The 16,854-nt window shown below is 43.3% G+C and carries 20 protein-coding genes; 13 read left to right on the forward strand and 7 right to left on the reverse strand.

Annotation, left to right across the window (positions count from 1 at the left end):
* The first annotated feature begins 4 nt into the window (after positions 1-4).
* The 13 genes from rplS (at position 5) to EXT47_RS04860 (ending at position 9,208) form a co-directional block, all read left to right on the forward strand.
* On the forward strand, positions 5-364 hold the full coding sequence (gene rplS, locus EXT47_RS04800; RefSeq protein WP_017216162.1) for a 50S ribosomal protein L19: 360 nt from the start codon (positions 5-7) through the stop codon (positions 362-364).
* Between the two features lie 211 nt (positions 365-575).
* Positions 576-1,724: a bifunctional chorismate mutase/prephenate dehydrogenase gene (gene tyrA, locus EXT47_RS04805; RefSeq protein WP_039496990.1), complete on the forward strand. Its 1,149-nt coding sequence runs from the start codon at positions 576-578 to the stop codon at positions 1,722-1,724.
* Between the two features lie 299 nt (positions 1,725-2,023).
* Complete coding sequence (locus tag EXT47_RS04810; protein WP_039496991.1) at positions 2,024-2,395, forward strand: hypothetical protein; 372 nt, start codon at positions 2,024-2,026, stop codon at positions 2,393-2,395.
* 19 nt (positions 2,396-2,414) lie between these two features.
* Entirely contained in the window at positions 2,415-2,933 is a 519-nt protein-coding gene (locus EXT47_RS04815) for a hypothetical protein (protein ID WP_223193560.1), read from the forward strand.
* Positions 2,934-3,053: 120 nt separating this feature from the next.
* The gene (locus EXT47_RS04820; protein WP_039496994.1) at positions 3,054-3,521 is read left to right on the forward strand and encodes a hypothetical protein; all 468 of its coding nucleotides are present in this window, start codon (positions 3,054-3,056) and stop codon (positions 3,519-3,521) included.
* A gap of 834 nt (positions 3,522-4,355) precedes the next feature.
* Positions 4,356-4,814 carry a hypothetical protein gene (locus EXT47_RS04825; protein ID WP_052258363.1) on the forward strand — a complete coding sequence of 153 codons (459 nt, stop codon included), beginning with the start codon at positions 4,356-4,358 and terminating at the stop codon, positions 4,812-4,814.
* A gap of 127 nt (positions 4,815-4,941) precedes the next feature.
* A complete protein-coding gene (locus tag EXT47_RS04830) occupies positions 4,942-5,418 on the forward strand; it encodes a hypothetical protein (RefSeq protein WP_039496996.1) in 477 nt (158 codons plus the stop codon).
* 108 nt (positions 5,419-5,526) lie between these two features.
* Entirely contained in the window at positions 5,527-5,970 is a 444-nt protein-coding gene (locus EXT47_RS04835) for a GNAT family N-acetyltransferase (protein ID WP_039496997.1), read from the forward strand.
* Positions 5,971-6,056: 86 nt separating this feature from the next.
* Positions 6,057-7,088: a hypothetical protein gene (locus tag EXT47_RS04840; RefSeq protein WP_130125999.1), complete on the forward strand. Its 1,032-nt coding sequence runs from the start codon at positions 6,057-6,059 to the stop codon at positions 7,086-7,088.
* Positions 7,089-7,242: 154 nt separating this feature from the next.
* Complete coding sequence (locus EXT47_RS04845; RefSeq protein ID WP_039496999.1) at positions 7,243-7,497, forward strand: type II toxin-antitoxin system Phd/YefM family antitoxin; 255 nt, start codon at positions 7,243-7,245, stop codon at positions 7,495-7,497.
* Positions 7,490-7,759 carry a Txe/YoeB family addiction module toxin gene (locus EXT47_RS04850; RefSeq protein ID WP_039497002.1) on the forward strand — a complete coding sequence of 90 codons (270 nt, stop codon included), beginning with the start codon at positions 7,490-7,492 and terminating at the stop codon, positions 7,757-7,759. The genes EXT47_RS04845 and EXT47_RS04850 overlap by 8 nt, the downstream gene beginning before the upstream one ends.
* Positions 7,760-8,186: 427 nt before the next feature.
* Positions 8,187-8,528 (forward strand): hypothetical protein, encoded by a 342-nt coding sequence (locus EXT47_RS04855; RefSeq protein ID WP_130126001.1) that lies wholly within the window; start codon positions 8,187-8,189, stop codon positions 8,526-8,528.
* Positions 8,529-8,635: 107 nt separating this feature from the next.
* The gene (locus tag EXT47_RS04860) at positions 8,636-9,208 is read left to right on the forward strand and encodes a hypothetical protein (RefSeq protein ID WP_130126002.1); all 573 of its coding nucleotides are present in this window, start codon (positions 8,636-8,638) and stop codon (positions 9,206-9,208) included.
* Positions 9,209-9,249: 41 nt separating this feature from the next.
* Here the strand turns inward: EXT47_RS04860 and EXT47_RS04865 are convergent, their stop codons facing one another.
* From EXT47_RS04865 to EXT47_RS04895, 7 genes are all read right to left on the reverse strand, one after another.
* Positions 9,250-10,107 (reverse strand): sugar phosphate isomerase/epimerase, encoded by an 858-nt coding sequence (locus tag EXT47_RS04865; protein ID WP_130126003.1) that lies wholly within the window; start codon positions 10,105-10,107, stop codon positions 9,250-9,252.
* A 74-nt stretch (positions 10,108-10,181) separates the two neighbouring features.
* Positions 10,182-10,931, reverse strand: coding sequence for a gluconate 2-dehydrogenase subunit 3 family protein (locus EXT47_RS04870; RefSeq protein WP_130126004.1), 750 nt, complete (start codon positions 10,929-10,931; stop codon positions 10,182-10,184).
* Positions 10,931-12,610: a GMC family oxidoreductase gene (locus tag EXT47_RS04875; RefSeq protein WP_130126005.1), complete on the reverse strand. Its 1,680-nt coding sequence runs from the start codon at positions 12,608-12,610 to the stop codon at positions 10,931-10,933. The genes EXT47_RS04870 and EXT47_RS04875 overlap by 1 nt, the downstream gene beginning before the upstream one ends.
* A 2-nt stretch (positions 12,611-12,612) precedes the next feature.
* The gene (locus tag EXT47_RS04880; RefSeq protein WP_069018565.1) at positions 12,613-13,308 is read right to left on the reverse strand and encodes a DUF1080 domain-containing protein; all 696 of its coding nucleotides are present in this window, start codon (positions 13,306-13,308) and stop codon (positions 12,613-12,615) included.
* Between the two features lie 53 nt (positions 13,309-13,361).
* Positions 13,362-14,579, reverse strand: a complete 1,218-nt coding sequence (locus EXT47_RS04885) for a sugar MFS transporter (RefSeq protein ID WP_130126006.1) — start codon at positions 14,577-14,579, stop codon at positions 13,362-13,364.
* Positions 14,580-14,593: 14 nt separating this feature from the next.
* A complete protein-coding gene (locus EXT47_RS04890) occupies positions 14,594-15,649 on the reverse strand; it encodes a sugar phosphate isomerase/epimerase (RefSeq protein ID WP_130126007.1) in 1,056 nt (351 codons plus the stop codon).
* 7 nt (positions 15,650-15,656) lie between these two features.
* Positions 15,657-16,817, reverse strand: a complete 1,161-nt coding sequence (locus EXT47_RS04895; protein WP_039497019.1) for a Gfo/Idh/MocA family protein — start codon at positions 16,815-16,817, stop codon at positions 15,657-15,659.
* Positions 16,818-16,854 lie beyond the last annotated feature (37 nt).

The following is a 16,854-nucleotide window of genomic DNA, read 5'->3' on the forward strand; positions in this document are numbered from 1 at the left end:
TAAAATGGCAAAAGTAAACCAAAATATTATTAAAGAGCTTGAAGCTGAACAGCTTAAGCAAGACGTACCTGCGTTCGGCGCTGGTGATACAGTAGTTGTACAGGTACGCGTAAAAGAAGGTAACAAAGAGCGTCTACAGGCCTTTGAAGGTGTTGTAATCGCTAAGCGTAACCGTGGTCTACACTCATCTTTCACTGTTCGTAAGATTTCAAGCGGTGAAGGTGTTGAGCGTGTATTCCAAACGCACAGCCCTCTTATCAGCAGCGTAGCAGTTAAGCGTCGTGGTGCGGTTCGTCGCGCTAAGCTTTACTACCTACGTGAGCGTTCTGGTAAATCTGCACGTATTAAAGAGAAACTTAACTAATACGTCGCATTTATCAAATGCAGATAAAACAGGCCGCTTTATGCGGCCTGTTTTGGTTTTATCCCTCTCATTATTTCCATTCTGTGAATACTCACTGACATATCAGGCGTCTTGTCACGATATTTTCATGGTTGCTTACTTTTAAAGCGGCGCACTTCTTGTTAGACTCGGTGTATTATTTAATTTACTACTGTATATATAAGTTTACATCATGAATGGGGCTAACGATTTAGAAGCAATACGCGTTGCAATAGATGATTGCGATAGCGAGCTTGTCGCGCTACTTGCAAAGCGCAAAGCATTGACCGAACAGGTTGGAAAAATAAAACAGCAAAAGGGCGCACCGCTACACGTGCCGAAGCGCGAAGCTGAGTTGATCAAAGCCCGGCGTGCAGAAGCTGATGCCAAAGGGGTAAACCCTGATTTAGTCGAAGATATTCTGCGTCGTATGATGCGAGAAGCCTACGAAAACCAGCAAAGTGAACTCGCCTGTGCCGCACCAAAAATGTCTCCGGTTGTTATTGTCGGTGGTCAAGGCGCCATGGGTAAACTGTTTGCGAAACAGTTTAGGCGCTCAGGCTACGAGGTACGCATTTTAGACAAAGACAATCAATCACAGGCTACTGAGCTACTGAGTGATGCTAAGTTAGTATTGGTGAGCGTTCCTATCAATGCCTTTGAGCAGGTTATTAATGCGCTACCAACGCTGCCTGATGACTGTATTCTTGCTGATATTACCTCTGTGAAGCAAGCCCCGCTCAAAGTACTAATGAACAAGCACAACGGCCCTGTGGTCGGTCTACACCCTATGTTTGGTCCAGATATATCTCATTGGGTTAAGCAAACTGTCGTGGTGTGCGAAGGACGTATGCCAAAGCAATGTGAAGGATTAATCAAACAACTAAAGATCTGGGGCAGCCAGTTGGTACCCATGGACGCTAAAAAACACGACCAATCCATGCAGATCATTCAGGTAATGCGCCACTTAACCACGTTTGTGTATGGGCAGTTTTTATCTAAGCAGTGCCATTCATTAAAAGAGCTAAGAAGCTGTTCATCGCCTATCTACCAATTAGAGCTGATGATGGTGGGACGGCTGTTTGCACAATCCCCTGAACTTTATTCAGATATTATGCTCGCGCAATTTAATGATGTAGAAGGGTTATTGGCAAGCTATCAAGATACCTTTGAGCAGACATTGGCCAAGCTACAACAAGGCGACAAAGAAGGCCTAATGCAATCTTTCTCACAAGCCAAACATTATTTCTCAGAAAGTGCGAAACACTTCCTATCACAAAGCCGAGGCCTGCTTAACAAAGCCAATGACGCTAAAGTGTTGGATTATGAGGAAAGTATTTAGCGCCAAGTTATGCCTCCTACATCACAGTGCGAATAGTGTTGTGGGAGTGACTTTACGCCACGATTTTACGTAGGTCGCCATTTATGGCGACAAATAACCTTAACGAGCCAACAGAAAGCCCGGATAGAGCACCCCTCGCATGTAGCAAGTGATTTGTGTGTTGAAATTATAATCTTTGACTGGTAACTTACTAAAATAACTAAATAAAGTTAGCTAGATAGTTGTTGCTTATTTACTTGTGGATAAGAGAGATATTCAAGAATTGATGCGAATGAGCTGTTAGCACTCGAGGGGGAATTATGAGTAAATTTTTAAATTCGGTTGCCTTGCTACCAATGCTCGGTTTCGTTTTTACTATGATTTATAGTTTTATTGCAAAGGAAGAAGTTTATACAAATCACCACTGGTTTGTTATTGCCTTAGTTTCACTCCAAGCTACCGCTGAGCGTCTTAAAAATGTAAATTCAGTAAGCACGATGATTTTTGTTTCTAGTATTCTTGCAAACATATTATTACTTATAGCATGTGAGTTTGATTTAAAAATTACTCCAGCTACTTTTGTACTTTTCTTAGGTTATTTAAGTATTGGTTCTTTAGCTGTAATGGGTAATTTGGCAATGAATTGGTGCAAGCAATTAAGTGCTAACAAGGCCGTAGAGTCGGATTCGTAACAGTTGGATCGGTTCCGCTTTGCTTCATATTATAGCCAACAATCACTTACCGATTAAGGCTGCGTTATGTGCCAGTGCAATATTAGAGGTCGTATTGAGTTTTAGTATTAAGTCTAAGTTGCTGATCAGCGCAGGGGCAATTGCTTCAGTTTCCGCCATTTGGCACCTTCTTTGTATTCTCGGTGGACCTAATTGGTTTGCATTTGCTCGTGCACCTCAACCGATCATAGACTCTGCGGTTCAAGGTACTTTGCTCGCTCCTATTGGCACTGTAATCGTTGCAGGTTTAATGTTTACTTGCTCTGTTTTTGCTTTTTCTGCGGTTGGTTTAATTCGTAAAGTACCTTTACTGAAATCGGCTCTAATTATCATAGCAACCCTTTGCATTTTGCGCGGTTTAATTGCTATCCCAACATTTATAACTTCTTCGGGCTTTGATATTTGGCAAATTGTAGCAAGCACAGTTTGGTTTTATGTTGGTGTTTGTTTTATGGTTGGCAGTTTAGAGCAATATAGGCCTGGTAATTCAGGCACATAACAAGCTCATCAAAGATGGCGTCTGAAGCGTGGCAGGCACTCATTTTTCACTAATTTTAGCCAAACTTAATACGTCCCATATTGCGGCGTAATGCGAACTAATCGGAAAACGGAGCTTTTAATGAGAAAATATATATTCGTCGCACTAACAATTTTTGTTTCAGCTTCTTTGACTGCTAAAGAAGAAAAAGTAGACCTAAAAGAACTTGCTCAAAAATACTTTGATACTATGGTCGCAACTCAATCCCCAGAAGCGACCGAAAAAGAGCTTGAGGATCATCTTAAACTGCTTACTGATGATGTTGGTCATTCACACCTTCCTTGGGTAACCGATGACTCCCGTTTACCAGATGGTAAAGATGCAATGAGAAAAGGGATGACTTTTTATCTTGGCTCTCATACAAAATATAGTGCAGAGTTATTAGACGTATTTACTTTTAACCACTCTGCAATTGCTATCAGATATAAAAATTACGCTAAAGGTATTCACCCTCAAAATAACCAGCCAATTGAATATAGCCAAGTAATGATGGAAGTGCTGGAGATTGAAAATGGCAAAATAGCGGTGATCAGAAAATATCACGAGTAAAATCCACACAATACCTATGAACTTTCATAGGTAAAATAAGCATAATGGATCTTTTTAGCAACTAACCTGTATCGGCGATTTTTCAAGCTATTCAACTTCACTATGTCGAATTAGCCACTAAAACCTTTAACGGCAAACACATATAGAAGCGTTACCCCGCAATCTCTTAATGCGATCTCAGAGCAGCAAACAGAGTGTGAGTATTTACTATATAGGCTTGCTGATTTTTTCGCTTAAGTTCGACTCCGTGAAATAAATTTGAGGTGGGTGTCAGCGATTTCTTTTAAATTAAATTGATTTTAGGAGCGACTACGTAGGTCGCCATTTATGGCGACAAATAGCTTAGGTGCTGAGACTAAAGAGCTTTGTTTGAAGTCCTAGCCTGATGAAGCGAAGTATCAATAACATCCGTGACTATTTGCATCAATGCTGATGATGCAGCTCGAAATTTGAGGTAGGTGTCATCGATTTCTTTTAAATTAAATTGATTTCAGGAGCGACTACGTAGGTCGCCATTTATGGCGACAAATAGCTTAGGTGCTGAGACTAAAGAGCTTTGTTTGAAGTCCTAGTCTGATGAAGCGAAGTATCAATAACATCCGTGACTACCTGTATCAATGCTGATGATGCTGTTCCAAATTGGAGGTGGATGTCAGCGACTACTTTTAAATTGCGTGTTGAAATAATAACCATTGACTGATAACTTACTAAAATTATTAGATAAAGTTAGCTTGAATGTTGCGTTTATTTCTCTTGTGGGTTATTGAGATATTCAAGAATTCGCGTTAATGAGCTGTTATGTTTCAGGTTCAAGTTTCGTAAAATGAGGTAGATATGGCGTATTGGCGTATGCAGTTACACCCGGATGATTCTGGGAATTCAGCTTTTCATTCCGCACAGAGTTTATCCGCAGGATTTATTGGTTTAGATTTTGCTGATCGCGTAGGGGATTTAGAGTTTGAAGAATTGGAGAAGATCCCTCAACACCAAAGAGATTATGTCGCTTTTGCAAACCAAATGAAGGTCGGTGATAAAGTTCTGATTATCTCTCACCACTTTCCATTTGCAGTTTGCACTATATCGGGTGGTTACAACTATATAAAAAATCCAGTACCAGAGTTGGGTGTATGGTTTCGACATTTCCGAAGAGTAGACAACGTGAAGTATTTTGCTGACTTTAAAACCAATGCAAAAGCTTGGCAGCAAATCAAAATGACAGACACAATTTCTCCACTTGTTAACGAAGGGACTTTATCACTGAATCTAATTCGTGAGATGTACCCTGAAACATAAACTGTTTAAGAGTGATCCGCAACGCGTGGCATTTTTACTATTCGTTGCATTGAGTCTTTAAGGTGGTGTGCGGGAGCTTCGGTTATGCGTTGCTCATACCTTAACAGAGCACGAGGCAAGTAGATTTATGCAAATTCATTCAATCGATAGAAGGTCTAATGTTGAACTAGAACTGTCATTTTTCGGTTATGCTGACGATGAAGAGTGGGTTAAGGAAGTTGGCGTTTATTCGAAGATACAAAGTACTCATTCCTTATCTAATCTGGCGTTTAAGGCATACTTATCTAGTTCTCATGATGACGAAATAGCGCAACTCTTAAATGCACTGAGTTCTCTTTACGACACCAGAACTGGCGAGGCGCAATTATTATTGCGTGGTGCAGCTGAAGATACCTACGACGACCGTGAGTTAAAACTAAGGTTTTACTCTCTATCGTCATTGGGGCATCTAGCAGTTGAAGTCACTCACTCGGGTAGTGAGCGCTATAGTAATACTGAAACGCTTGATTTCAAAACGAAAGCGACTTTTGAGATTGATGCAGAATTGCTTCAAGAACTAAGGTTGTGGCTGACGGGAAAGCACGCAGCTTGTTTGCTTGCCTAAAAAGAAATCAAAAGCAGAAGGCCAAAAGTTGTCTACTATTCGTTCATCACTGATTTTAGCCAATTACTTCCTGCTGTTTATGCAGGCGTGAGCCCAAAGGAGTAAAAATTGACGATAAGGAACTATTCAGAGGATGACTTTCGGTCCATTGAAGAAATATACAATCGCTCTAAATTAGACGAACTGAAAAATGAGGATGCGACGTTTATCTTATTACCTTTGTCAGAGGATAAAACACGAAACGAACAGTTATTCGAATCTCAAATCTTTGTATATGAACTAGAGTCTGTCGTTGCATTTTGCGCCATCTTTAAGTCAGAAATTAGGGCGTTATTTGTGCACCCTAGTCATCGAGGACGCGGAATTGGTAAAGACCTACTTGAACATTTACTTTCTCTTTCTTCACGAAAAATTAGTTTGTATGTTGCAGCTTCGAATTTTTCGGCAAAGGAAATGTATAAAAAGTTTGGTTTCGTGGTTACAGATACATTTGAAACCACCTACAACTCCGTAGCTGTAACAGCCAATAAAATGGTAAGAGATAACGGATAACAAGTTACTCAAAAAGAGCTAAACACCTGGTTTTCGCTCTTTCGTCACGAATTTTAGCTCAGGCTTGATACCGCACGGAGACATGTATGAGTAGTTCTATTAAGTCAAAACTCCCCTTATTATTTCTTGTGTGTATTTCGTTATGGTGGGGGTTCTATTACCAATCAAACGGTACGCTTAATGATTATGGCAGTGCAAATTTTGAATGGCTGTTTCTGTTAGATGCGTTGATAGTCTTGCCAATAGTCTGTTTTTTCTGTGTTGAAGATAGAAAAGAAGCCTTGTTGAAGTCGATTGTTTTAGTGTGTCTTGCGGTGCTCGTTGGCAGTTACATTATTCCCGAACAAAGCAAACTGGTTTGGCATTATCTTGAGAGCGGACGTTATGTTGTCTTGGTTGTTATTCTATCTTTTGAACTGGTCGCAATTTTAACCGTATACCTTGCGATCAAAGCCGCCATTGGCAAGAGTGAAGATCCCGACCATGCCATTGAGAAGCCAATTAAAAAATATGCGGGTGACGGCCCTGTTGCAAAGCTACTGAGTTTTGAAACGCGTATGTGGACCTATGCGCTTTTTTCTAAGCGAGTGCAGCCAGAAAGTTTTAGTGGCGAGCAGCACTTTACATACCATAATAAAGATGGCGCACAAAGTAATCTGCTTGGCTTTATTTTATTAATAGCGTTTGAAATGCCAATTATGCATCTATTTTTGCATTTTATTTGGTCCCTATTTGCGGCAAATATCTTTACTCTGCTGACGGCGTTTAGCTTACTATTTTTCTTTGCGGAGTACCGCGCTGTTGCAAAACGGCCTATTTCTTTGGTGGGAAATCATTTGTTCATCCGATATGGTCTTTATCAGCCATTGGCGATACCGTTAAGCAACATAGCAAAAATTCAGAAGAACATGGAGTTTGTAAAGCGTGCTAGGTCTATAAAACGTTATAACTACTCAGGCTATCCAAATGTTGAAATTGAACTTGTTGAACCCATGGGGAATGTTAAAAATATATTCGTCGGGGTAGATAATGCCGAACAATTTATCTCAGCTGTATTAGCTGAGGCATCACGGCATAAAAATGCATTAGCGGGAACTTTACGCCAAGAGCTTACGTAGGTCGCCATTTATGGCGACAAATAACTCAATTTTGGCCCTCAATTTTTACCCGTTAATCGGACATTGGTTTATCAATAACACATGTTCAGCTTACTGTACAAGTAGGGTAGTGAAGACTACACTTGTTCCATTAAATGTACATGTGGGGATGCTTATGAAAATCGTATCTTTTACTGAAGCTAGAAATAGTCTCAAAGCTGTTTTAGACGGTGTAGTTAATGATGCTGATACAACAGTTATAACACGGCGTGATTCTGAGGATGCAGTGGTTATGTCTTTAGACTACTACAATAGCCTTATGGAAACAGTGCATTTACTACGTTCTCCTCAAAACGCTGAACACCTAAACCGTTCAATAACACAGTACCGCGCTGGTAAAACAACAGCACGAGAGTTAATTGATGAGTAGTAGTCAACGTTTATTGGCGTGGACTGATGACGCTCGGGATGACTACCTATATTGGCAAACTCAAGACAAGAAAACACTTAAGCGCATCAATAAACTAATCAATGATGTTAAGCGCTCTCCATTTGAGGGCATCGGGAAACCAGAGGCGTTGAAAGAGAACCTATCTGGTTTTTGGTCTCGTCGTATTGATGATACTAACAGACTTGTTTACGCGCTCGACGATCAAGCGATAACGATAATTTCGTGTCGTTACCACTACTAAATCAGTTCAGCGATCTGGCATCTACAAGATGCTAAAGGTGAACTAACAAACGCTTGGCATTTTCGGTTTGATGTAGCTTTAATGTTTACGGCACAATGGGTTAGATAAAGTGCTAGCGTTGCTTACACTTTCTTACGTAGGTCGTCATTTATGGCGACAAATAACCAGCAACATATAAAATTGAGCATTGTTAACACGTTATCTAGATGTAATTTGTTCTTAGCGAGCCAATCGATGGTTCAGATAGGTGATTCCTTGCGTGTAGCAGGTGATTCGCGTGTTGAAATTATAATCTTTTACTGGTAAGTTACTAAAATTATTCAATAAAGTTAGTTTGATAATTGTTAGTTTTTTACTTGTGGATAAGTAAGATATTCAAGAATTCACGCTAATGAGCTGTTGTGCGATTGTCTAGATGGAGAGTTCAGTGAGAATATTCCTGCTATTTATCGATTGGTCGTCAGTCATAGGGAGTTTTGGAGACGGTGCGTTAGGTCTTTATGCGTTGTGGGTTGCAGCTGCTTCTAATTGGGCTGAATTATCAATTTCTCTTGATACATTCCTAAAACAATATGTGGCATTTATATATTGGGTTAAGCAAGTTGCTTATTATGTAATGCCGAAAGACTTTGCTGCTTGGCTATTTAGTTTGCCGGCTCTCGCTTATTTTCCTGTTCGGATTTTAATGAGCATTGTAATCGGGTGGTGGGCGTTAAAAAAAGCAGCGCAGCTTGCACCGTCAAACGGGTATGAAGAAGAAATCGTATAACAAAGTATTGAATCGGACAATTTACAGTTAGCTGCTGTTCGCTTCGCTAAGTATAGCCAACTATAAATTGCCGTTTAATGCGGCGTTCATAAATAATAGATAAGTACATGAAAGAAAAGTTGGTATCATTTGATCTCGAAACAGATCTAGTCATGTCATTGCGGTGCTTACTTGACGCTTGGTCCCAAATTGAAAGAGGGCTAAACACGTATTTTAAATGGGCAGTGATCTACGGACATAACTCTGTTCAATCGGCAATGTGCTTAGCTCTCATTACATCGGACTCACGCCTAGTTCGGAAACAAGATAGTTATCACTCAGAGTATGGTGATTTAGATAATATTGAATGGCTTTACGAAAAGCTGCGGAAAGAAGACTTTCTTCCTTATATGGGTAGCAAAATAATTGATAGTCAGCGATTTGAAAAAGAAAAAATTAGCCGTTTGCAGACAGTTAGGAATACATTTATCCATCAACACCCATCACTTTATGTCTTTACATTTAATGAATTAGTAGAGTTAATCAGCATTTCTGTTGATCTAGTTGGGTTCTTAGTTAATGAAAGTGAGCGTCTAGCTATAAATTGGCATACACAATCTCAAATAAAGGGTTTGGTAGACGAGTTGATCACGCAACTAATAAACTGTCAAGTTCGATCGAGCCCCCGCGATCAAACCTGACAGTGACTATTAACTATTTCAGATAAACATATTCCCGCTTGTTACTCACTCAGTATCTTATCTAAATTCGCTTTTGAGCGGGCGACGCTTTCTAGTGGTGTTAGGCCGCTTGGGTATTCTTCTTGTTCGATTACCAGCCACTGTGTGCCGCCGTGTTGCTGCATGGTCTGGATGAGCGCTTTCCAAGGGTAGTGGTTTTCGCCAATGATTGGGCTTTTGTCATCTCCTTGGTGAGTACGTATTTTGATATGTGTCGATACGGTTCTTCCTGCATATCGCTTAACATAATCGCTAGGTGATTTACCTGCGTAAATCACCCAGCCGACATCGAGCTGCAGCGGAAAGTCGCTTGGGGTGTTGGTGGCGATATAATCCCAAAATGTGCTATTGGCGTATGGGTTAAATTCCTTTTCATGATTATGGAATCCGATCTTCATATCATAACGTTTGGCAATTTGGTGCACTTGGTTGAGCCGCTTTACAAATGCTTGCACTTGGTTTTTATCCCATGCTCTTTCATCCCAAGGAATAAAGAGCGTGGATACGCCTAAGGTTTTGTAAAAGAGTAGGGTGCTGGCTAGTTTTCCTTCAGCTAATGCGTCAAAGCCAATGTGGGCGCTGCTCGCAACTAAGCCGAGCTCTGCTAGTCTTTGTTTTAATTTGCTTGGGTTATTGGCATAGCCGCCAAAGTTTCCCGCAAATTCAACGCCATCAAATCCCATGTTGGCGAGTGCTTGCAGGGTGCCATCAAAGTCTCTTGCTAATTCATCTTTTACCGACCACAGTTGAACGCTAATTGGTAACGACTGATAAGATGCCTGCGCGTATAGCGGCAGCGCGATAATAAAAGCAATGAACAGCATTACTTGTTTAAACAATACGATTTTTTTAAACATCATTTCTTCCTAAAACTAAAAAAGCAGAGTCTAACTCTGCTTCGCTTGGGATTAGTCATCACAAAATGACTCAAGGGTTAGTCGCGGTACGCATACTGACTTAGTCCAAGCTCTGCAAGTACGCCATCTAGATGTGTCTTGGCTTCAGCAGTAGGCCCAGGATAATCACCTGCAATTGGTACATTGCCCAGATAACCAATGTCTTGACAGCCCTCAGGTGTGCAGAAGTAAGCGCCGAGAACGAGATCTTTAAAGCGCAAGAATGCTTTACCTATACGCTGAAATTGCTCTGGTGTTTGTGCATTAAAATAAGCAATATCATCCATAATCTTACTTTGCTGCGTTGCGCTAAGTTGTAAAAATAGCTTTTTAAAGCGCAAAGTCGACTCATCGTCAATCCAAGCAAGCGCATGGAGTATTGTCACTCTGTCTTTTTGTTGTCCGTGATACGGTGCGCTTACCCATTCATCGATCACACTCGGTACTTGTACTTCAGAAGCCGATGGATGATTTCCTTCCTTTGGCACAATAAAATCAGCTAGTACTGCAACTAACGTGAGCTGCGCTTCGGTGAGGGTGAGCGGCCAAGGTGACTCTGGCGGCATGATCATGTTTGGATCGGTGCCATACCCTTGAGCGCTAACTGGCTGTATTTCAATATCTGGCCAGTGCCCGGCAGTAGCCGTTTCACCTTCAATAGCCTTACTGCAACCAGCGGTGAGTGTTACCGCTGATCCCGCAGCAAGCAAGCCTAACCACTTTAATGACTCGCGACGTGTCATGCCTGAAATATATTTATAAGAATCAACGCGGACAGGTGTATTCATCACAGTGCTCCTTTATCAATTTGTGCTGCCAACCAAGTTGAGTTTCGCATCGCTAAGGTCATTATGGTTAAGGTACAATTTTTATGGGGGTTAGACGCAAAGACACCGGCATCCATCACAAATAGATTGTTACAGTCCCATGTTTGGCCCCACTGATTCGTTACCGATTCTTTTGCTGAGCTGCCCATTCTCGTCGTGCCGACTTCATGAATGATCTCACCGCCTTTTGAAATAGCTTTTTCTGCAGGCGGTAGCTCGCCCACTTTGGCACCCATGTTCTCAAGGATCTGTTTCGCGGTTTTGAGGCCATGCTCGATTTGCTTAAGTTCTCTGTCAGACCATTTGAAATGGAACTTAGCAACCGGGATCCCCCATTTATCTTTGACGTTTTCGTCAATTACCATGTAAGAATCTTTGTTCGGTAGCATTTCTCCACGCAGTGCAAATCCAACATAGGAACCATAAGCGTCACGCACTTGTTGCTTTAACTTGGGACCATAACCTTGTTTATTGCCAGACACGCCAGAGCCCGGTTGATTAAAGCCGCTGCTAATTTCAAAGTGATAGCCGCGTGGGAAATTAAGCTCACCTTTCTCATGGGCTTTGTGTCCCCACCAAGGAATAAAAAGGTGGTTTCCGGTATGGCCGTCTTCGTTATAACGTGGGCGACCTTTTAACGCAGGGATTTGCGCACCAAGCCAAGCACCGGTAGAGTCCATTAGATTGCGACCTACCTGACCACTTGAGTTTGCAAGTCCCTTGGGATGTTTTGCATGTTTAGAATTAAGCAAAATACGGGCAGATTCACAGGCACTGGCCGCCAAAATCACCACATCTGCATTGAGTGCATGTTCTTGTGCAGACTTTTTATCGACGTAAGTCACACCTGTTACTTTGCCATCTTCATTCACCGCGACTGACTTCACCATGGCATCGGTGATCACTTCAAGGTTTCCTGTCGCTTTGGCCATCGGAATAAGTGAGGTTGTGGTTTGGAATGCCGCGCCAATTGAGCAACCGTGGCCACAAGGCGTGGCGTAAAAACACGCTAAGCGGTCATCTTTATTACGAGTCAACACCGCTCTGTGCATGGGAACCGCTGGGATCCCCATTTTTTTCGCGGCAGCAGCAACCAATAATTCGGGTACTCTTGGTGTTGGTGGTGGCTGTAACACGCCAGGCGCAGAAGGGGGCATGTCATCCAAGCCGGTATTAGTACCACAGATCCCGACTATTTCTTCTGTTTTATCATACCAAGGCGCAATGTCTTGATATTCAAACGGCCAATCAGCGCCATGCCCATCGCGGCTTTTGCCCTTAAAGTCGTGCTCACTAAAACGCAGCGAGTAGCGACCCCAGTGATTGGTGCGGCCACCGAGCATACGTGCACGCCACCAATAAAAATCGGTGTTTTCTGCGCGCGTGTATGGTTCATCTGGCACCTGCCAACCGCCATCAATCGTCGCGTCGTAAAAACCAAAGTTCTTATCCTTATTGCCAGCGCCCATGAGTGGGGCTTCGCTATTGCGGCGGAACATCGGGCTTTCTGTTTTTGGGTCGTAATTTCTGCCAGCTTCTAGCAATAAAACTTTGTGACCAAGCTTGGTGAGTGTATAAGCGGCCATTGCGCCACCGGCACCTGAGCCAACGACCAATACTTTATGATCAAATGTTGCCATGGTTATAGCTCCTTGATCTTAATGTTCTTGAACCAGACTTTGTCGCCGTGATCTTGCAGACCTATATGGCCCTTTTTACCTTCAGCAAACCCTTGCCATGTCGCAAATTTACTGTTCTTAACCAAAGCATTCCAAGTGGTGCTACCAATCACGATACTCGTCGTGCTTACACCATTTTGCCAAACTTGTAGGTGGCTATCTTGTAGCTTAATGCGAACTTGGTTCCAAACTTCAGCAGGTTTATGTGCCGTACTTGGCGCGGCGAACAGGTCATAAATAGAACCTGCAAGGTGAGAGTCTATTTTATTGTCTGGGTGTTCTTTGTTATCTAGGATTTGGATTTCTGGGGCGTGGGAGTAAATTGCACCGCCTTTTTCATCCGCCAATACAAAGATCCCACTGTTGCCTTTTTTAGAAATCTTCCAATCGAGCTGGAGCTCAAAATTCTGATACTGTTTTTTGGTCAGAATATCGCCGCCACCACCTTGGGTAAGTGTCATCGCGCCGTCCTCAACTTGCCATTGGCTATTTAGGCCGTCACTTTTAAAGTTGCGCCATTGCGACATATCTTTGCCATCGAATAGTAGTTGCCATCCGGCTTGTTGTTCTTGCGGGCTCAATTGGTTGTCAGTTGTACTAGCGCAAGCCGCACAACTAACGGCCAATGCCAGCGTTAGTATTTTTATAGAGTTGAGCATATTGGAACCTCGTCTGTTCACTTTTTACTTGTTGCTACTTAATACAAAGGGTATTACGCGTATTTCTCAACGCGTTTATTTTTATTGATATAAAGGTAAAGGCCGATAAAAGCGGCAATGAGAATGACCGGGAATAACAGAATATTTTCAAGCACAGCTTGACCTGCAACTAGTTCTGATTGTTGCGCGGTTAAGTTTGCTGCTTGGGCTTCGAGTCGCGCCGAATCAATCCAACTACCAATTACAGGGTTCCACATGCTGACAGCGAACATCCCCGCACCGCCCATTAAAGACATACCAAGTGCGCCTGTTTTTGGGGTGTATTCAGCAACGCAGCCCAGCATGGTTGGCCAAAAATAAGTGACACCCAAGGCAAATAATATTGCAGCCAAGTAGATTGCTGATCCTTGTGCTTGGCTCATCATGAAAATCCCAGCGGTTGCTAATACCGCAGAGCCGAGTAACACGCCTGTTGGGTTAAAGCGGTGGACTATTGGACCTGCAAAGAAGCGACCTAATGCCATTAAGCCTGTGATCAGCGCAAGGATCATCATAGGTGAGGCGCCTGACGCACCCAGTATGCGTTCAATCCACTGTTGCGTACCAAGTTCGGTTGTTGCTGTTAAGGTCATACAGCAAATTAAAAATAGGTAGAGTGGAGAAAACAGGTGCTTGAGATTGCTGGTGGTAGAATGATCTGTGCGGTCAAATTCAGGAAACTGTGACTTGACCATCATCGCACCGTAAATCAGCGTTGGAATTAATATCAAAGCAACTTGCCATTGCCAATTAAAGCCTGATGCAGTCATGGCATTCGATGCCAGTGCACCAATCACAATGCCGCCTGGAAACCAAACATGGAATCGGTTGAGCATGGTCGTGGTGTTTTTCGGATACATTTCGGCAATCAGTGGATTACAGCCAGCTTCCACTGAACCATTCGCAAAGCCGATTAAAAACGTCGAGATCAGCAGTAACCAAAAACCATCAGCGGTAATGGTTAAAACCAACCCAGCAAAGTGGCAAATAAAGGCGAGGGCAACTAACTTTTTGGCGCCAATGGCGTTGTAGATTGCGCCACCTAACATGGTTGCGACGGGAAAGCCCAGAAATGCCATGGCGTTAACCCAACCAAGTTCTGTATCTGAGAGTCCAAACTGCTCACCTAATTGCCCCAAAATGCCTGCGCGAATAGCGAACGTCATTGATGTGACGACCAGTGCAAGGCAACAGAGCTGAAACACGGTCCGATTATGATTATTATTATTCATGGTCGTAGTCCTGTTTATTTTATGCCGAGGATTTGATTATTGCGTTCGGTATCGGTGCTACTTCCTGCAAAATCATCGAAGGCTTTTTCGGTTGGTCTGATCAAGTGCTGTTTGATAAATTCAGCACCTTCTTTGGCCCCATCTTCAGGGTGCTTAATACAGCATTCCCATTCCAATACAGCCCAACCATCAAAACCGTACTGTGTTAACTTACTAAATATTTTCTTAAAGTCGACCTGTCCGTCTCCTAATGAACGAAACCGTCCTGGCCGTTGTTGCCATCCTTGGTATCCGCCGTAAACACCGCAGCGGCCATTGGGGATAAATTCGGCATCTTTTACATGGAACGCTTTGATACGTTCATGATAGATGTCGATAAATGCCAAGTAGTCCAATTGCTGTAAAACAAAGTGACTTGGATCGTAAAGAATATTGGCTCGCGGGTGATTATTCGTCGCCGCTAAAAAGCGTTCAAAAGTCACGCCATCGTGTAGATCTTCACCTGGATGAAGCTCATAGCAGACATCCACGCCAACCTCATCAAAGCGGTTTAAAATAGGCAACCAGCGTTTTGCAAGCTCCTCAAATCCTTGTTCCACTAAGCCAGTTGGGCGTTGTGGCCACGGATAAAAAGTATGCCAGAGCAAGGCGCCAGAAAAGCTGGCGTGACTGGTTAGCCCAAGCTTAGTACTGGCACTGGCCGCTAGCATTAGCTGCTCTGTTGCCCACTCCATACGAGCCTGAGGCGAGCCATGCACTTTTGCTGGTGCAAAGCCGTCAAACATTTGGTCATAAGCTGGATGCACCGCCACTAATTGACCCTGCAAATGGGTTGATAGCTCTGAAATAGTAAGGCCATGCTCTGCGGCAATGCCAGTGATCTCGTCGCAATAATCTTGGCTTTCAGCGGCTTTTTGCAGATCAAATAGTCGCTGTTCCCAACTTGGTAGCTGAATACCTTTATAACCTAGGCTACTTGCCCACTGGCAAATACTATTAAAATTGTTAAATGGCGCCTCGTCCGAGACAAACTGCGCGAGAAAAATAGCGGGTCCTTTAATTTGCTTCATTCTTATTTTATCCAATGGTAAAGGGGTGCCACTTAGTGTCTTTTGCACTAGCTGCGACCGCGTTTTCAATAAATGCCATGCCACGGACTGCAGCGTTAATACTTGGCACGTCAAATTCTTCGTGTTGCACATTGGCTTGCTGCTGGTGTGCACGAATAAGGTTGGCGAAGTTAAGGTAGATATTTGCAAATGCTTCCAGATACCCCTCAGGGTGACCTGCTGGCACACGGGTTGCGCTAATGGCTGCTTGGCTAAGTGAGCCCACTCCTGTGCGGATCAACTGAGCTGGAGCATTTGCCGCACGTAACCACAAACTATTAGGTTCCATTTGCGACCATTCGATACTGGCTTTGTCACCATAGATTTTTAAGGTGAGATTATTTTCTTCGCCAAGGGCTATTTGGCTGGCCATCAACACGCCCTTAGCACCGTTGCCAAAGCGCAGTAACACTGTGCCGTCATCGTCGAGCTGTCGGCCGGACACAACCGTGTTTAAATCCGCACAAAGCGCCTCAATCTCCAAGCCACTCACATATTCGGCAAGGTTCGCTGCGTGTACACCGATATCGCCCATACAACAACTCACGCCAGACTTGCTTGCATCTAGTCGCCAGCTGGCTTGCTTGCTGTTTTCGTCATCTGCACTTGCAAGCCATCCTTGACTGTATTCAACGACGACTTTGCGTATTTTGCCAAGTTCGCCGTTTGCGATGCGGTGACGCGCTTCTTTCACCATCGGGTAGCCGGTATAGGTGTGTGTTAATCCGTACAAGCAATTGCTCTTTTGAAGCTGTGTTTGTAGACGTAGAGCCTCAGATAAATTGAGCGTTGCAGGCTTATCACTCAAGACGTGAAAGCCGTGTTCGATAGCGGCTGTGGCAATCGGAAAATGCAAATGGTTTGGGGTCACGATGGCAACAAAGTGGATGCGCTCCGACTCTGGTAATTCCGCCTCTTGTTGTAAGAGTGTTTGGTAGCTGGCATAGCAACGTGCTGGGTTAAGCCCGAGTTGCTGGCCCATTGCTAGGCTTTTGTTTGATTGGGCGCTAAATGCGCCTGCAACAAGTTCAATTTGACCATCTAAACGCGCGGCTATGCGGTGCACTGCACCTATGAAAGCGCCTTCTCCACCACCGATCATGGCCATGCGGATTTTGTTATTATCCATCGTTTAGCTCCGTCGAGTTATCGAGGTAAGTTAATCT

Origin of the sequence: Pseudoalteromonas sp. CO342X (genome assembly GCF_004208915.1) — a bacterium.
GTDB classification, from domain to species: Bacteria; Pseudomonadota; Gammaproteobacteria; order Enterobacterales; family Alteromonadaceae; genus Pseudoalteromonas; species Pseudoalteromonas maricaloris.